This window comes from Streptomyces sp. NPDC049585 (assembly GCF_040675615.1).
GTDB classification, from domain to species: Bacteria; Actinomycetota; Actinomycetes; order Streptomycetales; family Streptomycetaceae; genus Streptomyces; species Streptomyces luteosporeus.
In genome coordinates, this window is the sequence record NZ_JBFAPE010000057.1 from 1 (window position 1) to 17381 (window position 17381).

General features: G+C 71.9%; 19 protein-coding genes. 12 read left to right on the forward strand and 7 right to left on the reverse strand.

Annotation, left to right across the window (positions count from 1 at the left end):
* Window positions 1-292: 292 nt before the first annotated feature.
* Window positions 293-1888 (reverse strand): streptophobe family protein, encoded by a 1596-nt coding sequence (locus tag AB0K17_RS30020; protein ID WP_365984923.1) that lies wholly within the window; start codon window positions 1886-1888, stop codon window positions 293-295.
* Window positions 1889-2131: 243 nt separating this feature from the next.
* Between AB0K17_RS30020 and AB0K17_RS30025 the strand changes: the two genes are divergently transcribed.
* Entirely contained in the window at window positions 2132-4696 is a 2565-nt protein-coding gene (locus AB0K17_RS30025) for an FHA domain-containing protein (protein ID WP_365969202.1), read from the forward strand.
* 115 nt (window positions 4697-4811) lie between these two features.
* Here the strand turns inward: AB0K17_RS30025 and AB0K17_RS30030 are convergent, their stop codons facing one another.
* Both AB0K17_RS30030 and AB0K17_RS30035 read right to left on the reverse strand, forming a co-directional pair.
* Window positions 4812-5519, reverse strand: a complete 708-nt coding sequence (locus tag AB0K17_RS30030) for a transglycosylase SLT domain-containing protein (protein ID WP_365969201.1) — start codon at window positions 5517-5519, stop codon at window positions 4812-4814.
* A 370-nt stretch (window positions 5520-5889) separates the two neighbouring features.
* Window positions 5890-6588, reverse strand: coding sequence for a nitroreductase family protein (locus tag AB0K17_RS30035; RefSeq protein ID WP_365984924.1), 699 nt, complete (start codon window positions 6586-6588; stop codon window positions 5890-5892).
* 113 nt (window positions 6589-6701) lie between these two features.
* Between AB0K17_RS30035 and AB0K17_RS30040 the strand changes: the two genes are divergently transcribed.
* The 4 genes from AB0K17_RS30040 to AB0K17_RS30055 all read left to right on the forward strand — a co-directional run bounded on the left by AB0K17_RS30040 (window position 6702) and on the right by AB0K17_RS30055 (window position 9472).
* A complete protein-coding gene (locus AB0K17_RS30040) occupies window positions 6702-7847 on the forward strand; it encodes a GAF domain-containing sensor histidine kinase (protein ID WP_365984925.1) in 1146 nt (381 codons plus the stop codon).
* A complete protein-coding gene (locus AB0K17_RS30045) occupies window positions 7840-8523 on the forward strand; it encodes a response regulator transcription factor (RefSeq protein WP_365969198.1) in 684 nt (227 codons plus the stop codon). The genes AB0K17_RS30040 and AB0K17_RS30045 overlap by 8 nt, the downstream gene beginning before the upstream one ends.
* A gap of 166 nt (window positions 8524-8689) precedes the next feature.
* Entirely contained in the window at window positions 8690-8929 is a 240-nt protein-coding gene (locus AB0K17_RS30050) for a chaplin (RefSeq protein WP_365969197.1), read from the forward strand.
* 186 nt (window positions 8930-9115) lie between these two features.
* Complete coding sequence (locus tag AB0K17_RS30055) at window positions 9116-9472, forward strand: chaplin (protein ID WP_365969196.1); 357 nt, start codon at window positions 9116-9118, stop codon at window positions 9470-9472.
* 83 nt (window positions 9473-9555) lie between these two features.
* Here AB0K17_RS30055 and AB0K17_RS30060 read toward each other — a convergent pair whose 3' ends face one another.
* Window positions 9556-10362 (reverse strand): hypothetical protein, encoded by an 807-nt coding sequence (locus AB0K17_RS30060; protein WP_365984926.1) that lies wholly within the window; start codon window positions 10360-10362, stop codon window positions 9556-9558.
* A 122-nt stretch (window positions 10363-10484) separates the two neighbouring features.
* Between AB0K17_RS30060 and AB0K17_RS30065 the strand changes: the two genes are divergently transcribed.
* The 4 genes from AB0K17_RS30065 to AB0K17_RS30080 all read left to right on the forward strand — a co-directional run bounded on the left by AB0K17_RS30065 (window position 10485) and on the right by AB0K17_RS30080 (window position 13650).
* Window positions 10485-11276: an ABC transporter ATP-binding protein gene (locus tag AB0K17_RS30065; protein WP_344436922.1), complete on the forward strand. Its 792-nt coding sequence runs from the start codon at window positions 10485-10487 to the stop codon at window positions 11274-11276.
* Between the two features lie 61 nt (window positions 11277-11337).
* Window positions 11338-11760, forward strand: a complete 423-nt coding sequence (locus AB0K17_RS30070; RefSeq protein WP_365969194.1) for an NfeD family protein — start codon at window positions 11338-11340, stop codon at window positions 11758-11760.
* 92 nt (window positions 11761-11852) lie between these two features.
* The gene (locus AB0K17_RS30075) at window positions 11853-12800 is read left to right on the forward strand and encodes an SPFH domain-containing protein (RefSeq protein ID WP_365969193.1); all 948 of its coding nucleotides are present in this window, start codon (window positions 11853-11855) and stop codon (window positions 12798-12800) included.
* Between the two features lie 82 nt (window positions 12801-12882).
* Window positions 12883-13650, forward strand: coding sequence for a sulfite exporter TauE/SafE family protein (locus tag AB0K17_RS30080; RefSeq protein WP_365969192.1), 768 nt, complete (start codon window positions 12883-12885; stop codon window positions 13648-13650).
* 270 nt (window positions 13651-13920) lie between these two features.
* Here the strand turns inward: AB0K17_RS30080 and AB0K17_RS30085 are convergent, their stop codons facing one another.
* Window positions 13921-14460: a YbhB/YbcL family Raf kinase inhibitor-like protein gene (locus AB0K17_RS30085; RefSeq protein WP_365969191.1), complete on the reverse strand. Its 540-nt coding sequence runs from the start codon at window positions 14458-14460 to the stop codon at window positions 13921-13923.
* Window positions 14461-14577: 117 nt separating this feature from the next.
* Between AB0K17_RS30085 and AB0K17_RS30090 the strand changes: the two genes are divergently transcribed.
* Both AB0K17_RS30090 and AB0K17_RS30095 read left to right on the forward strand, forming a co-directional pair.
* Window positions 14578-15003, forward strand: coding sequence for a ribonuclease domain-containing protein (locus AB0K17_RS30090; protein ID WP_365969190.1), 426 nt, complete (start codon window positions 14578-14580; stop codon window positions 15001-15003).
* On the forward strand, window positions 15000-15431 hold the full coding sequence (locus tag AB0K17_RS30095; RefSeq protein ID WP_365984927.1) for a barstar family protein: 432 nt from the start codon (window positions 15000-15002) through the stop codon (window positions 15429-15431). The genes AB0K17_RS30090 and AB0K17_RS30095 overlap by 4 nt, the downstream gene beginning before the upstream one ends.
* Before the next feature lie 39 nt (window positions 15432-15470).
* On the opposite strand, the gene AB0K17_RS30100 is transcribed toward AB0K17_RS30095, so the two are convergent.
* Window positions 15471-16253 (reverse strand): sporulation protein, encoded by a 783-nt coding sequence (locus AB0K17_RS30100; protein WP_365969188.1) that lies wholly within the window; start codon window positions 16251-16253, stop codon window positions 15471-15473.
* A gap of 52 nt (window positions 16254-16305) precedes the next feature.
* On the opposite strand from AB0K17_RS30100, the gene AB0K17_RS30105 reads away from it, so the two are divergent.
* Window positions 16306-16968: a DNA-3-methyladenine glycosylase gene (locus tag AB0K17_RS30105; RefSeq protein ID WP_365984928.1), complete on the forward strand. Its 663-nt coding sequence runs from the start codon at window positions 16306-16308 to the stop codon at window positions 16966-16968.
* Window positions 16969-17134: 166 nt separating this feature from the next.
* Here AB0K17_RS30105 and AB0K17_RS30110 read toward each other — a convergent pair.
* Window positions 17135-17381: hypothetical protein (locus tag AB0K17_RS30110; RefSeq protein WP_365984929.1), on the reverse strand; the 247-nt coding region annotated here is incomplete at its 5' end.

The following is a 17381-nucleotide window of genomic DNA, read 5'->3' on the forward strand; positions in this document are numbered from 1 at the left end:
ATCCCCACCGAGCCAGAAGGCCCTCACCCGTTCAAGCACCCAGCACGCGTGTCACCAACGTCCCGGGACAACACACCTAGGCCGTGTCCGGCGGACCTTCGTCACGCGCCACCACGGCGCCCCATAGGGGCGCGGGGCGTTGTCGATGTGCGGCTCCGCCGCGTGGGCGCGACAAGCCACCACGCGCCCGCAGTCGGCCCCCTGGGGTGGCGTGTCAGCTGCAGGCCGTCGCCGGCCGGTCGCGCAGTTCCCCGCGCCCCTACGGGGCACTGCATGATCCGCCGGACACGGCCTAGCGGCCGCTTCGCGGCGGAGGCGGTGGCCCCTCCGGCGGGGGCGGGGGCGCCTGCCAGCCGTACCGCTGCGGCTCGCGCCGTGGCCGTGGCGGCGGGGGAGCCTTCGCCGTCTGCGTCGGGGCCCCGAAGGCGCCCCCCTGCAGGTACGGGTTGGTCTCCTCACGCGCCGGCCGGTAGCCCGGCGACGGGTTGTACGGCCCGGGGGCGTACGCCGCATCCGGGTAGGCCCGCGCCGCGTGCCGTACGGCCCGCCGGCCCGCCGCCCCCACGGCGCACGCCAGCAGCGCCCCGGCCGTGCCGGCGCCCAGGCCCCATGCGGCGCCCAGGCCGGCGGCCGCCGGCAGGTCGCCGGTCAGCTGCAGGCCGGCGCCGGCCGCATCCACGCCCAGGACGGACAGACCCGCGTCCGCCCGCAGCCGTACCGCGGCCACCAGCAGCACCAGCCCCACCGCCGTGACGGCGCCCAGCCACAGCCCGCAGCGCACCGCGTACGCCCCCGCCCGCGCGTCCTCGCGCGGCGTGCGCACCGCGGTGAGCACGCCCGCCGTGAGCATCAGCAACGCGCAGCCGGCCGGCAGCAGCCACACCGCCGGCTCGAGGTCGGCGAGGCGGCCCACGGTCACCGGTAGGTCCGTCCCGGCGCGCAGCAGGTCGTCCAGGGGGTGCGGCAACATCTGCAGCAGGGAGCCGGTGGCCGCGCCGTGGAAGGGCACGAAGAGCCCGAGGGGGACGCCCAGCCACACCCCGTTGGGGGCGCCCAGCAGCGCGGCGCCGAGCACCCGCCGCGGATGGTCGTCGCCGGCGGCCGCGACCACGGCGGCCGCGAGGCCGGCGGCGACGGCGAGGAGCAGCACCGTCCGCAGGGCCGAGGCGGCCGGGCGCAGGGTGCGGTGGGCGGCGCGCAGGGCGGGCGGCAGGGGAGCCCGGCGGGCGCCGGCGAGGGTGACGAGCAGGACGCCGAGCACCCAGGCCAGTCCGCCGAGGAGGGAGGGGCCGGTGCGGACGGAGAAGCCGACGGACGCCTTGGCGTCGGCGAGTCCGGCGAGCCGGTCGGGCAGGCCGCCGCCGATGTTCCCGATGTCCCCGAGGCCGGGAATGTCCAGCCCGGTGCCGCCCGCTCCACCACCGAGGCCGAGCGCGGCGCCGTCGAAGGTGACGGTGGAGGAGCCGGCCCAGGCGAGCAGCCCCAGGACGAGCAGGAAGAGGACGGCGACCGCGCCCGCGCGGACGGCGAGTTCGGCGCCGGGCACGACGGGCCCCGCGGCGCGCAGCGACCGGGCCAGGACCCAGCCCAGCAGCAGCGCCCCCACCAGCCCGACGCCCAGGGGGGCGATGTCGATGGTGGTGTGCGCCCCCGCGCCTGTCAGCCCGAATGCTTCGACCGCGCCGGAAGGGCTGACGGAGCCGCCGACCGCCAGCACCACCACGGCCGCGGTCATCGGGCCGAGCGAGCCGGCCGCGTCCGCGCCCAGCAGGTGCAGCCCGGCCGCCGCGACACCGGCCATCGCGAGGAAGGCCCAGCTCACTGCGGCCACCGCGGTCAGTACGAGATCGGCGCCGCGCCCCGCACGGCCGCCGCTGGTCATGGTCATCACGGCCCCCCGCCTCCACGCACCGGTTGCCCGGGATGGTCGTGGTCCGTGCGCATCCACCGCATCCGTAGGCGATTCCTACTGTCGGGGCGGGTTCGGCGCCGGTCAACGGGGCCTGTTACAGGGCCGGTACACCTCCGGGGCGCTCCCGACTTTTGGTTGGGGGACTGCGCCTGAAATAGTTCCTCCCGATGTTCGCCATCCCTAGACTCCCCGTGCAGGGGGCTCATCGGGGGACAAGTAGTGGGGCGTGGAGTGCCGGAACTCGTACTGGAATTGAATGGACAGACCTGGGCGCTGGATCCGTCCAGGTCGTACACCCTGGGTCGTGACCCGCAGGGTGACATGGTGCTGGAGGACGCCCGAGTCTCCTGGCGGCACGCCACCATCCGCTGGAACGGACGCGGCTGGGTCCTGGAGGACCACGGCAGCACCAACGGCACCTACGTGCAGGGGCAGCGGATCCACCAGCTGGAGCTCGGCCCGGGCGCGGCCGTGCACCTGGGCAACGCCACCGACGGCCCGCGGCTGAACCTCTCGGCCGCGGCGGCCCCGGCGGCTCCGGCAGCGGACATCTACAGCGCCCAGACGGCGATCGCACCCCCGCTGCACCAGCAGGGCCCGCCGCCGCAGCAGTACCAGCAGCCCCAGCACGGCGGTGCCGGCCAGGGCTGGCCGGGCCAGCAGTACCAGCAGCCCGCGCAGGCGCAGGGCGGCTGGCAGCAGCCGCACCAGCAGCACCAGCCGTACGTGCCGCAGCAGGCGCAGCCCGAGCAGGGCTCCGCCGGGGCACCGCCGGTCTACGGCGACCGCAGCCCGACGAGCTTCCATCAGATGGCGGTCGGCCGGGTCATGCGCATCGGTCGTGCGCTGGACAACGAACTGGTCGTCTCCGACCTGCAGGTCTCCCGCCACCACGCGGAGTTCCGGGCCACCAGCGACGGCCGCTTCGAGATCGTCGACCTCGGCAGCCACAACGGCACCTACGTCAACGGTCAGCCGGTCAGCCGGCAGATCATCGGCCCCCAGGACACCGTCGGTGTCGGTCACTCCACCTTCCGCCTGGTGGGCGACCGCCTCGAGGAGTTCGTCGACACCGGTGACGTCTCCTTCTCCGCCCGCCACCTGACGGTCACGGTCGACGGCGGCAAGCAGATCCTCAAGGACGTCTCCTTCGGCGTCCCGGAGAAGTCGCTCATCGCCGTCATCGGCCCCTCCGGCTCCGGCAAGTCGACCCTGCTCAAGGCGCTCACCGGCTACCGCCCGGCCAACCAGGGCGACGTCCTCTACGACAACCGCAACCTGTACAAGCAGTTCGCCGAGCTGCGCCAGCGCATCGGTCTGGTCCCGCAGGACGACATCCTGCACAAGGAGCTCACCGTCCGTAAGGCGCTGCGCTACGCGGCCAAGCTGCGCTTCCCCGGCGACACCGCGGCCTCCGAGCGCGAGGCGCGCATCGACGAGGTGCTGCGCGAGCTCAAGCTCGACATCCACAAGGACAAGAAGGTCACGGCCCTCTCCGGCGGTCAGCGCAAGCGCGTCTCGGTGGCGTTGGAGCTGCTGACCAAGCCGTCGCTGATCTTCCTGGACGAGCCCACCTCGGGCCTCGACCCGGGCATGGACCGCGACGTCATGCAGCTGCTGCGCGGCCTGGCCGACGACGGCCGCACGGTGCTGGTGGTCACGCACTCCGTGGCCGAGCTGGCGCTGTGCGACAAGCTGCTGGTGATGGCCCCCGGCGGTTCGGTGGCCTACTTCGGCCCGCCCGAGGAGGCCCTGAACTTCTTCGGCTACGAGACCTGGGCGGACGTCTTCTCGGCCTTCGAGAACTACCGCGACTACGACTGGGCGGGCCGCTGGAAGGGGTCGCAGCACTACCAGATGTACGCGGCCGACATCGACGCCGTGGCCCCGCAGTCGGTGCACGTGCAGCCGCAGATGGTGCGCCCGCCGGTGCCGCAGAGCTGGATGTCGCAGCTGTGGACGCTGATGCGCCGCTACTGCTCGGTCATCGCCTCCGACCGCGGCTTCCTCGCCCTGATGCTGATCCTGCCCGCGGTCCTCGGCGGGGTGAGCACCCTGATCCCCTCCGACTACGGACTCGGCGTACCGGCCAAGGGCCACTTCAACCAGGACGCCGGCACGATCATGCTGATCCTCGCGGTCGGCATGTGCTTCTCCGGCGCCGCCAACTCCGTCCGTGAGCTGATCAAGGAACGGGTCATCTACGAACGCGAACGCGCCGTCGGCCTGTCCCGGTCCGCGTACCTGATGTCCAAGGTGCTCGTCCTCAGCGTCATCACCGTGGTGCAGGGCGTCCTCACCTGCGCCATCGGCTTCTCGGTCCGCAAGCTGCCGGAGGAGGGCCTCATCCTGCAGAAGCTGCCGGCCGTCGAGCTCTGCCTCATGATCATCGCCCTGGGCTTCACCTGCATGATGATCGGCCTGGTCATCTCCTCCCTGGTGAAGACCGCCGAGAAGACCATGCCGCTGCTGGTCATGTTCGCCATCGTCCAGGTCGTCTTCACCGGCATCCTGTTCAAGCTGTACGACTCGCCCGGCATCGAGCAGGTCGCCTGGCTGATGCCGGCCCGCTGGGCCATCGCCGGCGCGGGCACCACGCTGGACCTCTCGCACATCATGGCGCCCATGGACAAGGGCGACCCGAAGAACCTCGACCCGCTGTGGGCGCACTCGGTCTCCCAGTGGGGCATCGACATGGCCGCGCTCGTGGCCATCGGCGTCGTGTGCGGCTTCGCGGTCGTCCGCCTGCTGCGCCGGCACGAGCCGGAGGTCATGCGCAAGTAAGGGCGCGCACGAGTCCCCGGACGTGCCGAAGGGCGGCACCCGCGATGCGGGTGCCGCCCTTCGGCGTGCTGTCCTGGCGCCTGTCCTTCCGCCGGGGAGGCGGGAGGCGGGAGCGTCAGTACGCGGAGTTGACGTTGTCCATGGAGCCGTAGACCTTCGCCGCGTAGTTGCAGGCGGCGGTGATGTTGGCGACCGGGTCGTAGATGTCCCAGGAGGTGCCCTCGACGTGGTACGCCTTGAAGGTCGGGTCGATCACCTGGAGCAGGCCCTTGGAGGGGATGCCCTTGGCGGCGTTGGAGTCCCAGAGGTTGATGGCCTTCGGGTTGCCGGTCGACTCCCGCATGATGTTGCGGTAGATGCCGTTGTAGCTGCCCGGGATGCCCTTGGCCTTCATGATGTCCAGGGACTCGCGGATCCAGCCGTCGAGGTTGTTGGCGTAGGTCTTGGGGGCCGGGGCGGCCGGGGCCTGGGCGGCCTCGACCGGCTTGCGCTCGGCCGAGCGGCTCGCGGCCTCCTTCTCGGCGCGCTCCTTGTCGGCCTTGGCCTTGGCGGCAGCCTCGGCGTCCGCCTTCTTCTTGGCCTCGGCCTGCGCCTTGGCCTTCTGGGCGGCGGCGTCGGTCTGCTTGCTCAGCTCCTGCTGCTGCGTCTCGCCGAACGCGGCGGCGTTCCACGCGACGGGCTTGACGGCGGCGGCCTGGTCACCCTCGGCGGCGGCCGGGACGACGGCGTACGCCAGGGCGGCGATGCCGGCGGCGGCGACGCCCGCGGCGGAGAGCTTGTGGACCTTGGTCAGACGGGTATAGCCGGAGATGGGGGAGCGCATGCTGAGCTGAACCTCTTCCAATCGCGTGAGTCGCAGGCCCGTCCTGGCACGGATGTGGCGCGAAAGAAGCGCCGTCCCTCGGTTGGCGGCGCCATGCGACGCGGCAATTCTTAGCGGCCGTAAATACCGCTGGCAAAGGTCCTTCGTACTATCCGGCTTCGTTGCGGTGCGCACGCCAGAGGCGCCCCCGAAGGGGCGCCCCAGCAGTTGGCAGCGCTTCTTAAGCGCTGTTTATGCGTCCACTATGCCGCTTCGTACGTGACGTGCGTCCCATGAGCGGGCTCACACCGGGAGCGCTCCCGGGTCACCCGGTGTGCCCGTTCCCGCACGATGCGTTTGCGATCAGAAATACTAGATCGGGAACGCTTGATCAAAATTCCACCAGTACTTGATCCAGGCTCTTGCGCACCAGGTCCGGGACCGTGCAATCCGGCGCCGGATAACCCACCGGCACCACCGCGAACGCCTTCTCGTTCACCGGCCGGCCCAGCACCTCCCCCAGGAAGCGCATCGGGCTGGGCGTGTGCACCAGGGCCGCCAGCCCCGCCAGGTGCAGCGCGGAGAGCAGCATGCCGACGGCGATGCCGACCGACTCGTCCACGTAGTAGTGCTTGCGCCGCTCCCCGTCCTCGCCCAGCCAGTACCGCTGCTGGAAGACCACGATCAGGGCGGGCGCATCCGTCAGGTGCGGCTTGACCTCGTCCGTGCCCAGCGGCCGCAGCGCCGCCAGCCACTCCTCGCCCAACCGCCCCGCGTACGAGCGCCGCTCCTCCTCCTCGGCCGCCTCCCGGATCCGCCGCCGCACCTGCGGGTCCTTGACCAGCACGAACGTCCACGGCTGCTGATGCGCCCCGGACGGCGCCGTCGCCGCGCACGCGATCGCGTCCCGGACCGCCTGCTCGGGCACCGGGTCGGCAGAGAACTGCCGCACGGTCCGGCGGCGCCCCATCCGCTCCCTCAGCTCGGCCGCACGGGCCAGCGACTCCTCGACGGGCATCCGCTCGGGACGGTAGGGCACGGGCCGGTAAGGGGCGCCGTGCGTGGGCGTCCACTGCGTTGGTATAGACATGACCGGAGTCTGCCCGGGACGACTCCCGGGCAGTCCGGCCTAGGCCTGCAGGACCAGGACCGGCCCCCCGCAGGCCCGATCCGCGCCCCGCGGCGGCTCGGTACGGTGCGTATATGACCAACGGCCCCCGCTCCGGCCTCACGGCCGTGAGCACCGCACTCCTCGCCATGAGCAGACAACTGGAGGTGCGCGAGGTCCTGCAGACCATCGTCGCCTCCGCCCGCGAGCTCCTCGACGCCCGCTACGCCGCCCTCGGCGTCCCCGACGACCACGGCGGCTTCGCCCAGTTCGTCGTCGACGGCGTCACCGACGAGGAATGGAAGGCCATCGGCCCGCTGCCCCGCCAGCACGGCATCCTCGCCTCCATGCTCCAGGACGCCACCCCCCAGCGCCTGGGCGACGTCCGCAAGGACCCCCGCTTCGGCGGCTGGCCCGACGCCCACCCCGACATGCGCGACTTCCTCGGCATGCCCGTCGCCGACGGCGAGGAGATCCTCGGTGCGCTCTTCCTGGCGAACAAGAACTGCCCCGACCCCGCCGGCGGCTGCGGCTTCACCGCCGAGGACGAGGAACTGCTGGGCGTCCTGGCCCAGCACGCCGCCATAGCCCTCACCAACGCCCGCCTCTACGAGCGCAGCCGCGAGCTGACCATCGCCGAGGAGCGCACCCGCCTCGCCCACGAGCTGCACGACGCCGTCTCCCAGAAGCTGTTCTCGCTGCGCCTGACCGCCCAGGCCGCCACCGCCCTCGTCGACCGCGACCCGGCCCGCGCCAAGGACGCCCTGGGCGAGGTGGCCCGGCTCGCCGCCGAGGCCGCCGACGAGCTGCGCGCCGCCGTCGTCGAGCTGCGCCCGGCCGGACTGGACGAGGACGGGCTCGCCGCCACCCTGCGCGCCCAGGTCAAGGTCCTCGACCGGGCCCACGCCGCGCACGTCACCTTCGCCACCCACGGCGTACGCGCCCTGCCGGCCGCCCAGGAGGAGGCCCTGCTGCGCGTGGCCCAGGAGGCGCTGCACAATGCCCTGCGGCACTCGGGAGCCGGCCGCGTGGAGGTCGCCCTCACCCGGCTCGGCCCCGGCGCCGCCCTGCGCGTCAGCGACGACGGACGCGGCTTCGACCCCTCCGCCGTCCGCAGGGCCGGCCGCCACCTGGGCCTGGTCTCCATGCGCGACCGGGCCCACGGGGTGGGCGGCCGGCTGACCGTCGACTCCGAGCCCGGCAAGGGGACCACGATCGAAATGGAGGTGCCCGGTGGCTGACCAGTCCGGCCAGGGGTCCGGGGGGCGTCCCCCGGGAAAGCACGGCATCAAGGTGTTGCTGGTGGACGACCACCAGGTGGTCCGCCGCGGCCTGCGCACCTTTCTGGAGGTGCAGGACGACATCGAGGTCGTCGGCGAGGCCGCCGACGGTGCCGACGGCGTCGAGCAGGCCGAGCAGCTGCGCCCCGACGTCGTCCTGATGGACGTGAAGATGCCCGGCATGGACGGCATCGAGGCGCTGCGCCGGCTGCGTGAGCTCGGCAACGGCGCCCGGGTGCTCGTCGTGACCAGCTTCACCGAGCAGCGCACCGTGATCCCCGCGCTGCGCGCCGGGGCGGCCGGCTACGTCTACAAGGACGTCGACCCCGACGCCCTGGCCGGGGCCATCCGGTCGGTGCACGCCGGGCACGTCCTGCTGCAGCCGGAGGTCGCCGACGCCCTGCTGGCGCAGGAGGAGACCGGCGGCGGCCAGGGCCGCAGCAACGGGCTGACCGAGCGGGAGCGCGAGGTGCTGGCGCTGATCGCGGACGGGCGGTCGAACCGGGAGATCGCCCGGGCCCTGGTGCTGTCGGAGAAGACGGTCAAGACCCACGTCTCGAACATCCTGATGAAGCTCGACCTCGCCGACCGTACGCAGGCGGCCCTGTGGGCCGTGCGGCACGGGATGGGGGCCTGAGGTCGCCGCGACGCTGCGATCAGCGCGACGACCGCAGATTCATGCGGTCGTGTGATAACCGGCCCGGTGGCGCAACCCGAATGGCCCAGGCCCGTTCTCCATGGCGTAACCGCGGCGGCTGGCCGTGGCGACACTCTGGCAATACACCAGGAAGGTCATAGGAAGAGTGAACAACATCAAGAAGGCCGCTGCTGTCACGCTCGCCGTCGGCGGTCTCGCCCTCGCCGGTGCGGGTGCGGCCTCCGCCCACGGGCAGGCCCAGGCCGAGTCGAAGGGCAACCCGGGCGTGGCCTCGGGCAACGTCGTGCAGGTGCCGGTGAAGGTCGCGACGAACGCGTGCGGCAACACCATCAGCGTGGTGGGTCTGCTCAACGGCACGCACGGCAACCTCTGCGTCAACGAGTAGTCAGCTCCTCCCGCCCCCGGAGGTCGGCTCCGCACCCGGCGGAGCCGACGTCCGGGTGGTGGTCAATAGTCCAAAAGAGGGCAAACACCGTCGATGGCCGTGCCGTCGGCGGTTCATTGGCGTTCATCGGTACAGGGCCCCGTGGCAGGGGTCGACAAGGTCAGTCATCAGAAGGAAGACCACCACATGAACAGTGCCAAGAAGGCCGCCCTCGCTCTCGCCGCGGCCGGCGTTGCCCTCGGTGCCACCGTCGTACCCGCCGCCGCCACCGACGACGACTTCAACGGAGCGCTGGCCTCGGGCGTCGCTCAGGGCTCGCCGGGTGTCGTCTCGGGCAACGTCATCCAGGTCCCGATCGACATCCCCATCAACCTCTGCGGCAATACCATCAACATCGTCGGCCTGCTCAACCCGACGTTCGGCAACACCTGCATCACCAACCCTCCGCGCGAGCACGTCCGCATCACCGAGCACGAGCACCACGGCGGTCACCATGAAGAGGGCCGTCACCACGAAGAGGGCCGTCACCACGACCGTCACTGACGGCGGCGCGCGCCACGACGACGCGCGTACACCACGGCAAGGCCCCGCGGACGGCAGTCCGCGGGGCCTTCCCGCCCCCGGCGTCAGTCCCGGCGCCGCTCCCGCTCCTCCACGATCGCGTTGTACGCCGCCACCCGGGCCCGCCGCGCCGTACGCTCCACCGGCCGCAGCGCCGCCGCCCGCGCCGCGATCTGCGAGGCGCTCACCGCCGCACCGTGCTCGCGGCCCTCGCGGTCGCCGGGCTCGTACGCGATGGCGATCAGCGCCCCCACCCGCTGGGCCAGCTCCAGCACCCGTGCCGCCCGCGGCGGGTAGCCCGGCGCCAGCACCTCGCGGTTCCGTTCCGCCCGCGCCCGGTACGCCTCCAGGGCCGCCCGGGCCACCGGGCCCGAACCGGCCACGTCCAGCCGGGTGAGCACCTCCGTCGCCTCCCGCAGCGCCTCGGCCAGCTCCCGCTCCGCCTCCGACAGCGTCGGGGTGTCCGCCGGCGGGGTGTCCCGTACGGGCAGGCAGTGCCACTCCACCTCGGTGTGCACATCGCCCTCGGGACCGGCCTCGCGGATCTCCGGCACCAGACCCAGCCCGGCGCCGACGGCGATCACCGCCTCCTCGGCCTCCATCGCCCGGGCGTTGAACTCCGGCGGCCCGCTCAGGCCCAGGGGGTGCCCGGGCACCGGCAGCGCAAGGCGCAGCCCCGTCGCCCCCAGGGCGCGCAACCGGCCCAGCGCCAGGGTCAGGCCGACCGGGCCCGCCTCGCCCGGCAGGCCGGTCACGCGGTGGACCGCGTCACGTCCGGTGATGCGGTGTGCGGCGTCGTCCGGTGCGGCAAATCCGGCAAGCAGGGCATTTCCCCACGCGGTGAGGCGTCCTGAGCGGTGTTCGTCGAGCATGGCCCCCAGCCTAAGGACTGCCACCCGCGACCAGTGGCGTAGGTTTTCTCTGGGGGCAACCCCAGGGGACTGCGCCGACAGGCGCAAGCGACGACGCGACTGCAATGGGAGACAAGGCGCTCATGAGCGATGTGCTGGAACTGGTGGACGTATCCGTGGTCCGCGAGGGCCGGGCTCTGGTGGACCAGGTCTCCTGGTCGGTCAAGGAGGGCGAGCGCTGGGTGATCCTCGGCCCGAACGGCGCCGGCAAGACCACCCTGCTCAACGTCGCCTCCAGCTACCTCTTCCCGACCAAGGGCACCGCCACCATCCTCGGCGAGAAGCTCGGCTCCGTCGACGTCTTCGAGCTGCGCCCGCGCATCGGCATGGCCGGCATCGCCCTGGCCGACAAGCTGCCGCGCAGCCAGACCGTGCTGCAGACCGTCCTCACCGCCGCCTACGGCATGACCGCCACGTGGCAGGAGGACTACGAGGAGGTCGACGAGCAGCGCGCCCGCGCCTTCCTCGACGTCCTGGGCATGACCGACTTCCTCGACCGCAAGTTCGGCACCCTCTCCGAGGGCGAGCGCAAGCGCACCCTCATCGCCCGCGCGATGATGACCGACCCCGAGCTGCTCATGCTCGACGAGCCCGCCGCCGGCCTCGACCTCGGCGGCCGCGAGGACCTGGTGCGCCGCCTCGGCCGGCTCGCCCGCGACCCGCTCGCGCCCTCCATGGTCATGGTCACCCACCATGTCGAGGAGATCGCCCCCGGCTTCACCCACGTGCTGATGATCCGCCAGGGCAAGGTGCTCACCGCCGGTCCCATCGAGCTCGAGCTCACCTCCCGCAACCTCTCGCACTGCTTCGGCCTGCCGCTGGTCGTCGAGCAGCGCGGCGACCGCTGGACCGCTCAGGGCCTGCCCCTGTCCTGACGGAGCCCGGCGCGGCCCTCGCGCCCTGCCGCCGGGCCGCGCACGCCCCTACCATGACCACGTGGACACGTGGGTGTGGTGGCTCGTCGCCGCCGTAGGGCTCGGCATTCCCCTGGTGGTCACCGCCATGCCGGAATTCGGCATGCTCGCGGTCGGCGCCGTCGCGGCCGCGGTCACCGCGGCCTTCCACGGCGGCGCCGTGGCCCAGTTCGTGGTCTTCGCCGTCGTCTCCGTCGCCCTCATCGCCGTCGTACGCCCCATCGCCAACCGGCAGCGCACCCAGCGCTCCGGACCGGCGATGGGCATCGACGCGCTGCGGGGCCGGCAGGCCGTCGTCCTGGAACGGGTCGACGGCAACGGCGGCCGCATCAAACTCGCCGGTGAGATCTGGTCCGCCCGCTCCCTGGACGCCGAGCGCACCTACGAGGTGGGCCAGCACGTCGACGTCGTCGAGATCGACGGCGCCACGGCCGTCGTCATCTGACCCAACCCCTGCACGGGGGCGCCCTGTTCTGAAAGACTGATCAAGGCCACGCACGACAACCGACGACACAGGCACGGGGAGCTGGAGCCACGATGGAACCGATCATCATCGTCCTGATCATCCTGGTGGTGCTCGTCTTCATCGCCCTCATGAAGACGGTGCAGGTCATCCCACAGGCCAGCGCCGCCATCGTGGAGCGCTTCGGCCGCTACACCCGCACCCTCAACGCGGGCCTGAACATCGTCGTCCCCTTCATCGACACCATCCGCAACCGCATCGACCTGCGCGAACAGGTCGTGCCGTTCCCGCCCCAGCCGGTCATCACGCAGGACAACCTCGTCGTCAACATCGACACCGTCATCTACTACCAGGTGACCGACGCCCGCGCCGCGACCTACGAGGTCTCCAGCTTCATCCAGGCCATCGAGCAGCTCACCGTCACCACCCTGCGCAACATCATCGGCGGCATGGACCTCGAGCGCACCCTCACCTCCCGCGAGGAGATCAACGCCGCCCTGCGCGGCGTCCTGGACGAGGCCACCGGCAAGTGGGGCATCCGCGTCAACCGCGTCGAGCTCAAGGCCATCGAGCCGCCCACCTCCATCCAGGACTCGATGGAGAAGCAGATGCGCGCCGACCGGGACAAGCGCGCCGCCATCCTCACCGCCGAGGGCATCCGCCAGTCGCAGATCCTCACCGCCGAGGGCGAGAAGCAGTCGGCCATCCTGCGCGCCGAGGGCGAGGCCCGCGCCGCCGCCCTGCGCGCCGAGGGCGAGGCCCAGGCCATCCGCACGGTCTTCGAGTCCATCCACGCCGGCGACCCGGACGAGAAGCTGCTGTCCTACCAGTACCTCCAGATGCTCCCCAAGATCGCCGAGGGTGACGCCAACAAGCTCTGGATCGTCCCCAGCGAGATCGGCGACGCCCTCAAGGGCCTCAGCGGCGCCGTCGGCAGCTTCGGCTCCCGCCCCACCGGCGGCGGGGAGAACCCCCGGCCCGCCAAGGAGAGCCCGCGCCGCGAGCAGCCGCCCATCGACTGAGGCCCCGCCCTGCGGCAAGATCAGTGCGGCCCCCCGACCGGTCGACGGCGGGGAGGCGACACACTGATCAAAGGAGATGGCCTTGTCCATCTGGGAAGCCCTCGCGGTCTTCACCGCCGGCATCGGCGCCGGAACCATCAACACCATCGTCGGCTCGGGCACCCTGCTGACCTTCCCGGTGCTCCTCGCCACCGGCCTGCCGCCCATCACCGCGAACGTCTCCAACACCCTGGGCCTGGTCACCGGGAACATCAGCGGCGCCGTCGGCTACCGCCGCGAACTGCGCGGCCAGGGCCGCCGCATCGCCCTCTTCGGCACCACCGCCCTCGCCGGCGGCCTCACCGGCGCCGCCCTGCTGCTCGCGCTGCCCTCCTCGGCCTTCGACGCGATCGTCCCCGCGCTCATCGGCCTGGCCCTCGTGCTCGTCGTCCTGCAGCCCCGCCTCGCCCGAGCGCTCGCCCGGCGCCGGGAACGCAACGGCACCACGGCTCCCACCGACGGCGGCCCCGCCCTTCTCGCCGGCCTGCTGCTCTCCAGCGCCTACGGGGGCTACTTCGGCGCCGCACAGGGCGTGCTCTACCTGTCCCTCATGGGCGTCCTGCTCCACGACGACCTGCAGCGCATCAACGGCCTCAAGAACATCCTCGCCGTCGTCGTCAACGGCGTCGCCGCCCTGTTCTTCGTCTTCGTCGCCCCCGTCGACTGGACGGCCGTCCTGCTCATCGCCGTCGGCTCCACCCTCGGCGGACAGCTCGGCGCCCGGCTCGGCCGCCGCCTGCCGCCCACCGCACTGCGCGCGGTCATCGTGGTCGTCGGCATCGTCGCGATCGTCCAGATGCTGCTGAGGTAGCCACAGCAACAGGCCGCCGAGAAGGAGAACGCTCCGGGCCCTTTCCCCCGTGTCGAACAGGGCCCGGAGCGTTACGGCAGTGGGCGCGGCCGCCCGGCGTCGAAGCCGGACTCCGGCAGACGGCCGGCGCCACACACACCTACGCGCCGAACCGCCCCCGCCACTGCGGTACCCACTGCCCGACGGCGACGTGAGAAGCCGTCAGTCCAGCAGGAACACTGTGCGATCCCGGGACAGTGCGGCGCAACGGAATTTCCGGCCCGCCCCGGCTCAGCCCCGGGCCGGGTTCTCGTACTCGCCGACCAACTGCGCACGCCCCAGCGCATGGAAGCGCAGGTGGAAGCCCACCACGGCCGGCGAGGCGGCCTCGTCCGGCCCCAGCTTCTCCTGATCCACCGCGTACACCGTGAACACATACCGGTGCGGCCCGTCCCCCGGCGGCGGCGCGGCCCCACCGAAGTCACGCGTCCCGTAGTCGTTGCGCACGTGCACCGCGCCCGCCGGCAGCCCCTTCATCCCACCGCTGCCCGCCCCCGCCGGAAGCTCCGTCACGTCCGCCGGGATGTCGAACAGCACCCAGTGCCAGAAACCGCTGCCCGTCGGCGCGTCCGGGTCGAAGCACGTGACGGCGAAGCTCTTCGTCCCCTCCGGGAAGCCCTCCCAGCGCAGGTGCGGCGAGACATTGCCGGCCGCGAGCACCTGATCGTCCTTCAGCCGCGCCCCGGGCGCCACGTCGTCGCTCACCACCTGGAACGAGGGCACCGGCGGATGAAAATCGTGAGGGAGCGGCCGTCGCTTCTGTTCGGACACCGGAAGACCTCCAATACACGCACGGACTGAAGGCGCCAGCCTAACGAGGGCCGGGCCGCATGCACTGCGACCATATGGAGCGTGCTTCATGTACTTCGACAATTCGGACGACGCGTCATGCGCCCGCTGACCGTCCTGCTGACCGCCCTACCGCTGCTGCTCCTGCCCGCCTGCTCGACGGGCGGTCACCACAAGGCGGAGCGCCCCAGAACCCCCGCCGCCGGCGCACCGGCCCCGGCCGGCACACCCGCCTGGGCCAAGGGAATGAAGACCGTCTCCCGGTCCGAGCTGCCCCCCGAGGCGCGCCGTACCCTCGAACTCATCGAGAAGGGCGGCCCCTTCCCGTACGACAAGGACGGCACGGTCTTCGGCAACCACGAGAACCGGCTCCCCAAACAGGCCCGCGGCTACTACCACGAGTACACCGTGCCCACCCCCGGCTCACGCACCCGCGGCGCCCGCCGCATCATCACCGGGGAGCACACCGAGCGCTACTACACCAGCGACCACTACCAGACCTTCGAAGCGGTGGTGCAACCATGACCGGCACACTGCCCGCCCCCGGCCTGCCCGCACTCCTCGCCGGCACCACACCCCCCGGCGTCTACCGCCTGCCCCCCACCGAGGCCCCCGCCGACGCCCTCGCCCTCGCCACCGAGGCCGACTGGCGCGGCGCCCACCTGCGCCTCGACGGCGTCCACGACAAGGCCGCCTTCCTCGACAGCTGCGCCCGCGACCTCGACCTGCCCGACTGGTTCGGCCGCAACTGGGACGCCCTCGCCGACTGCCTCACCGACCTCTCCTGGTGGCGCGAGACCGGAAAGCCGCACGGCTACCTGCTGCTCGCCGAGGACTGGGGCACCTTCCACAAGTCCGCCCCCGCCGACGCCCGCACCGCGGAGGCGATCCTCACCGACGCCGTCGACTACTGGGCCGAGAGCGCCTCCCCGCTCGCCGTGCTGCTCGCCTGAGCCGCCGGGCCGCCGCGGCCCGGCGGCCCGGCCCCGCGATCACAGCCAGTTGCGCTTGCCGCCCACCTCGGCCAGCCACTGGTGCAGATAGGCCGCCCAGTCTGTCTGCCCGTACGCCTGCAGGTCCACCGTGAACGAGCGGTACGTGTCGCTGCCCGAGCCGAACAGCCCCGGCTTCTTGTCCATCTCCAGCACCACGTCCATCTGCCGGTCGTCGGCCACGAACGACAGCTCCACCTCGTTCAGCCCCCGGTACTGCGCCGGCGCGTGGAACTCGATCTCCTGGTAGAACGGCAGCCGCTGCCGCGTCCCACTGATGTGCCCCCGCTCCAGGTCCGCGGCCTTGAACGCGAAGCCCAGCTGCCCGAAGGCGTCCAGGATCGCCTGCTGGGCCGGCAGGGGGTGCACGTTCACCGGATCGAGATCACTCGAATCCACCGCACGGGCGATGGCCAGGTGCGTGGTCACCCCCACCTCCATCCCGGTCAGGTGCCGCCCCAGGAACACCGTCACCGGCGTCTCCCACGGCACCTCCAGCGCGAACGGCACCGCGTGCACCGCACCCGGCTGCACCTCGAACGCCCCACCCAGACGCACCCGCGTGAACTCGACGTCCTGCTTGTACTCCCCGTCGTCGCCCTCGACCTCGACCCGGGCCTGCAGACCCACCGACAGGCTCTCGATCTGCTGCGCGACCGTCCCGCCCTGGATGCGCACCTCGCCCTGGACGACGCCGCCGGGCACCACGTTCTCCTCGAACAGCACCGTCTCGACGGACGCGCCGCCGGCCCCCAGGCTCGCCAGCAGCTTCTTGAACACCATCGTCATCCCTCCCGGAACCGTTTCCCGGTCCCTTCCACTACGCTCGACCGGCATGATCTGCGCGCCTGACCGTATGCCACTGCCCCGGGAGTTCTTCGACCGTCCCGTCCTGGAGGTCGCCCCCGAGCTGCTCGGCCGCACCCTCGTCCGCACCCTGCCCGAAGGCCGCATCGAACTCCGCATCACCGAGGTCGAGGCCTACGCCGGCGAAGCCGACCCCGGCTCCCACGCCTTCCGGGGCCGCACGGAGCGCAACGCCTCGATGTTCGGCCCGCCCGGACACGCCTACGTCTACTTCATCTACGGGATGTGGTTCAGCCTGAACCTCGTCTGCGGCCCCGAGGGCCACGCCAGCGGTGTCCTGCTGCGCGGCGGCGAGGTGATCGAGGGCCTCGACCTCGCCCGCGCCCGCCGCCCCAAGGCCCGCCAGGACCGCGACCTCGCCCGCGGCCCCGCCCGCCTGGCCACGGCCCTCGACGTCGACCGAGCGCTCAACGGCACCGACCTGTGCGCCGGCGACGGCGCCCCCCTCTCCGTCCTCGCGGGCACCCCCGTCACCCCCGACCAGGTGCGCAACGGCCCCCGCGTGGGCGTCGGCGGCGACGGCGCCCACCACCCCTGGCGCTTCTGGACGGACGGCGACCCCACGGTCAGCCAGTACCGCCCCCACGTGCCCCGCGACCGGTCCCGGACACGCGGCAAAGCCGGAGCTTGACTCTGCCGCGGCGAAGGCCTAACGTAGGCAAGCCGCTTGAGACGGAGCCGCGCCGTGGGTGCGGACCGTTGGACGGCACAACCACTACTCCACGAGGACTATCCCGGACCGGGATGTGCTTCGGTGCGTCGAAAGCCGCATCGAAATACATACCGATCGACTCCGATTAGGAGCCGCCGGAGAAAGCCGCTAAAGTAGTGGACACCCCGCCGACAGGGGATTCGGAAAAGCTTTTCGAGCCGGAAACGGAACGGAAAACGATCTGATAGAGTCGGAACACGAAATACCGAAGGGAAGCGCCCGGAGGAAAGCCCGAGAGGGTGAGTACGAAGGAAGCGTCCGTTCCTTGAGAACTCAACAGCGTGCCAAAAGTCAACGCCAGATATGTTGACACCCCGTCCATCTCGATGGAT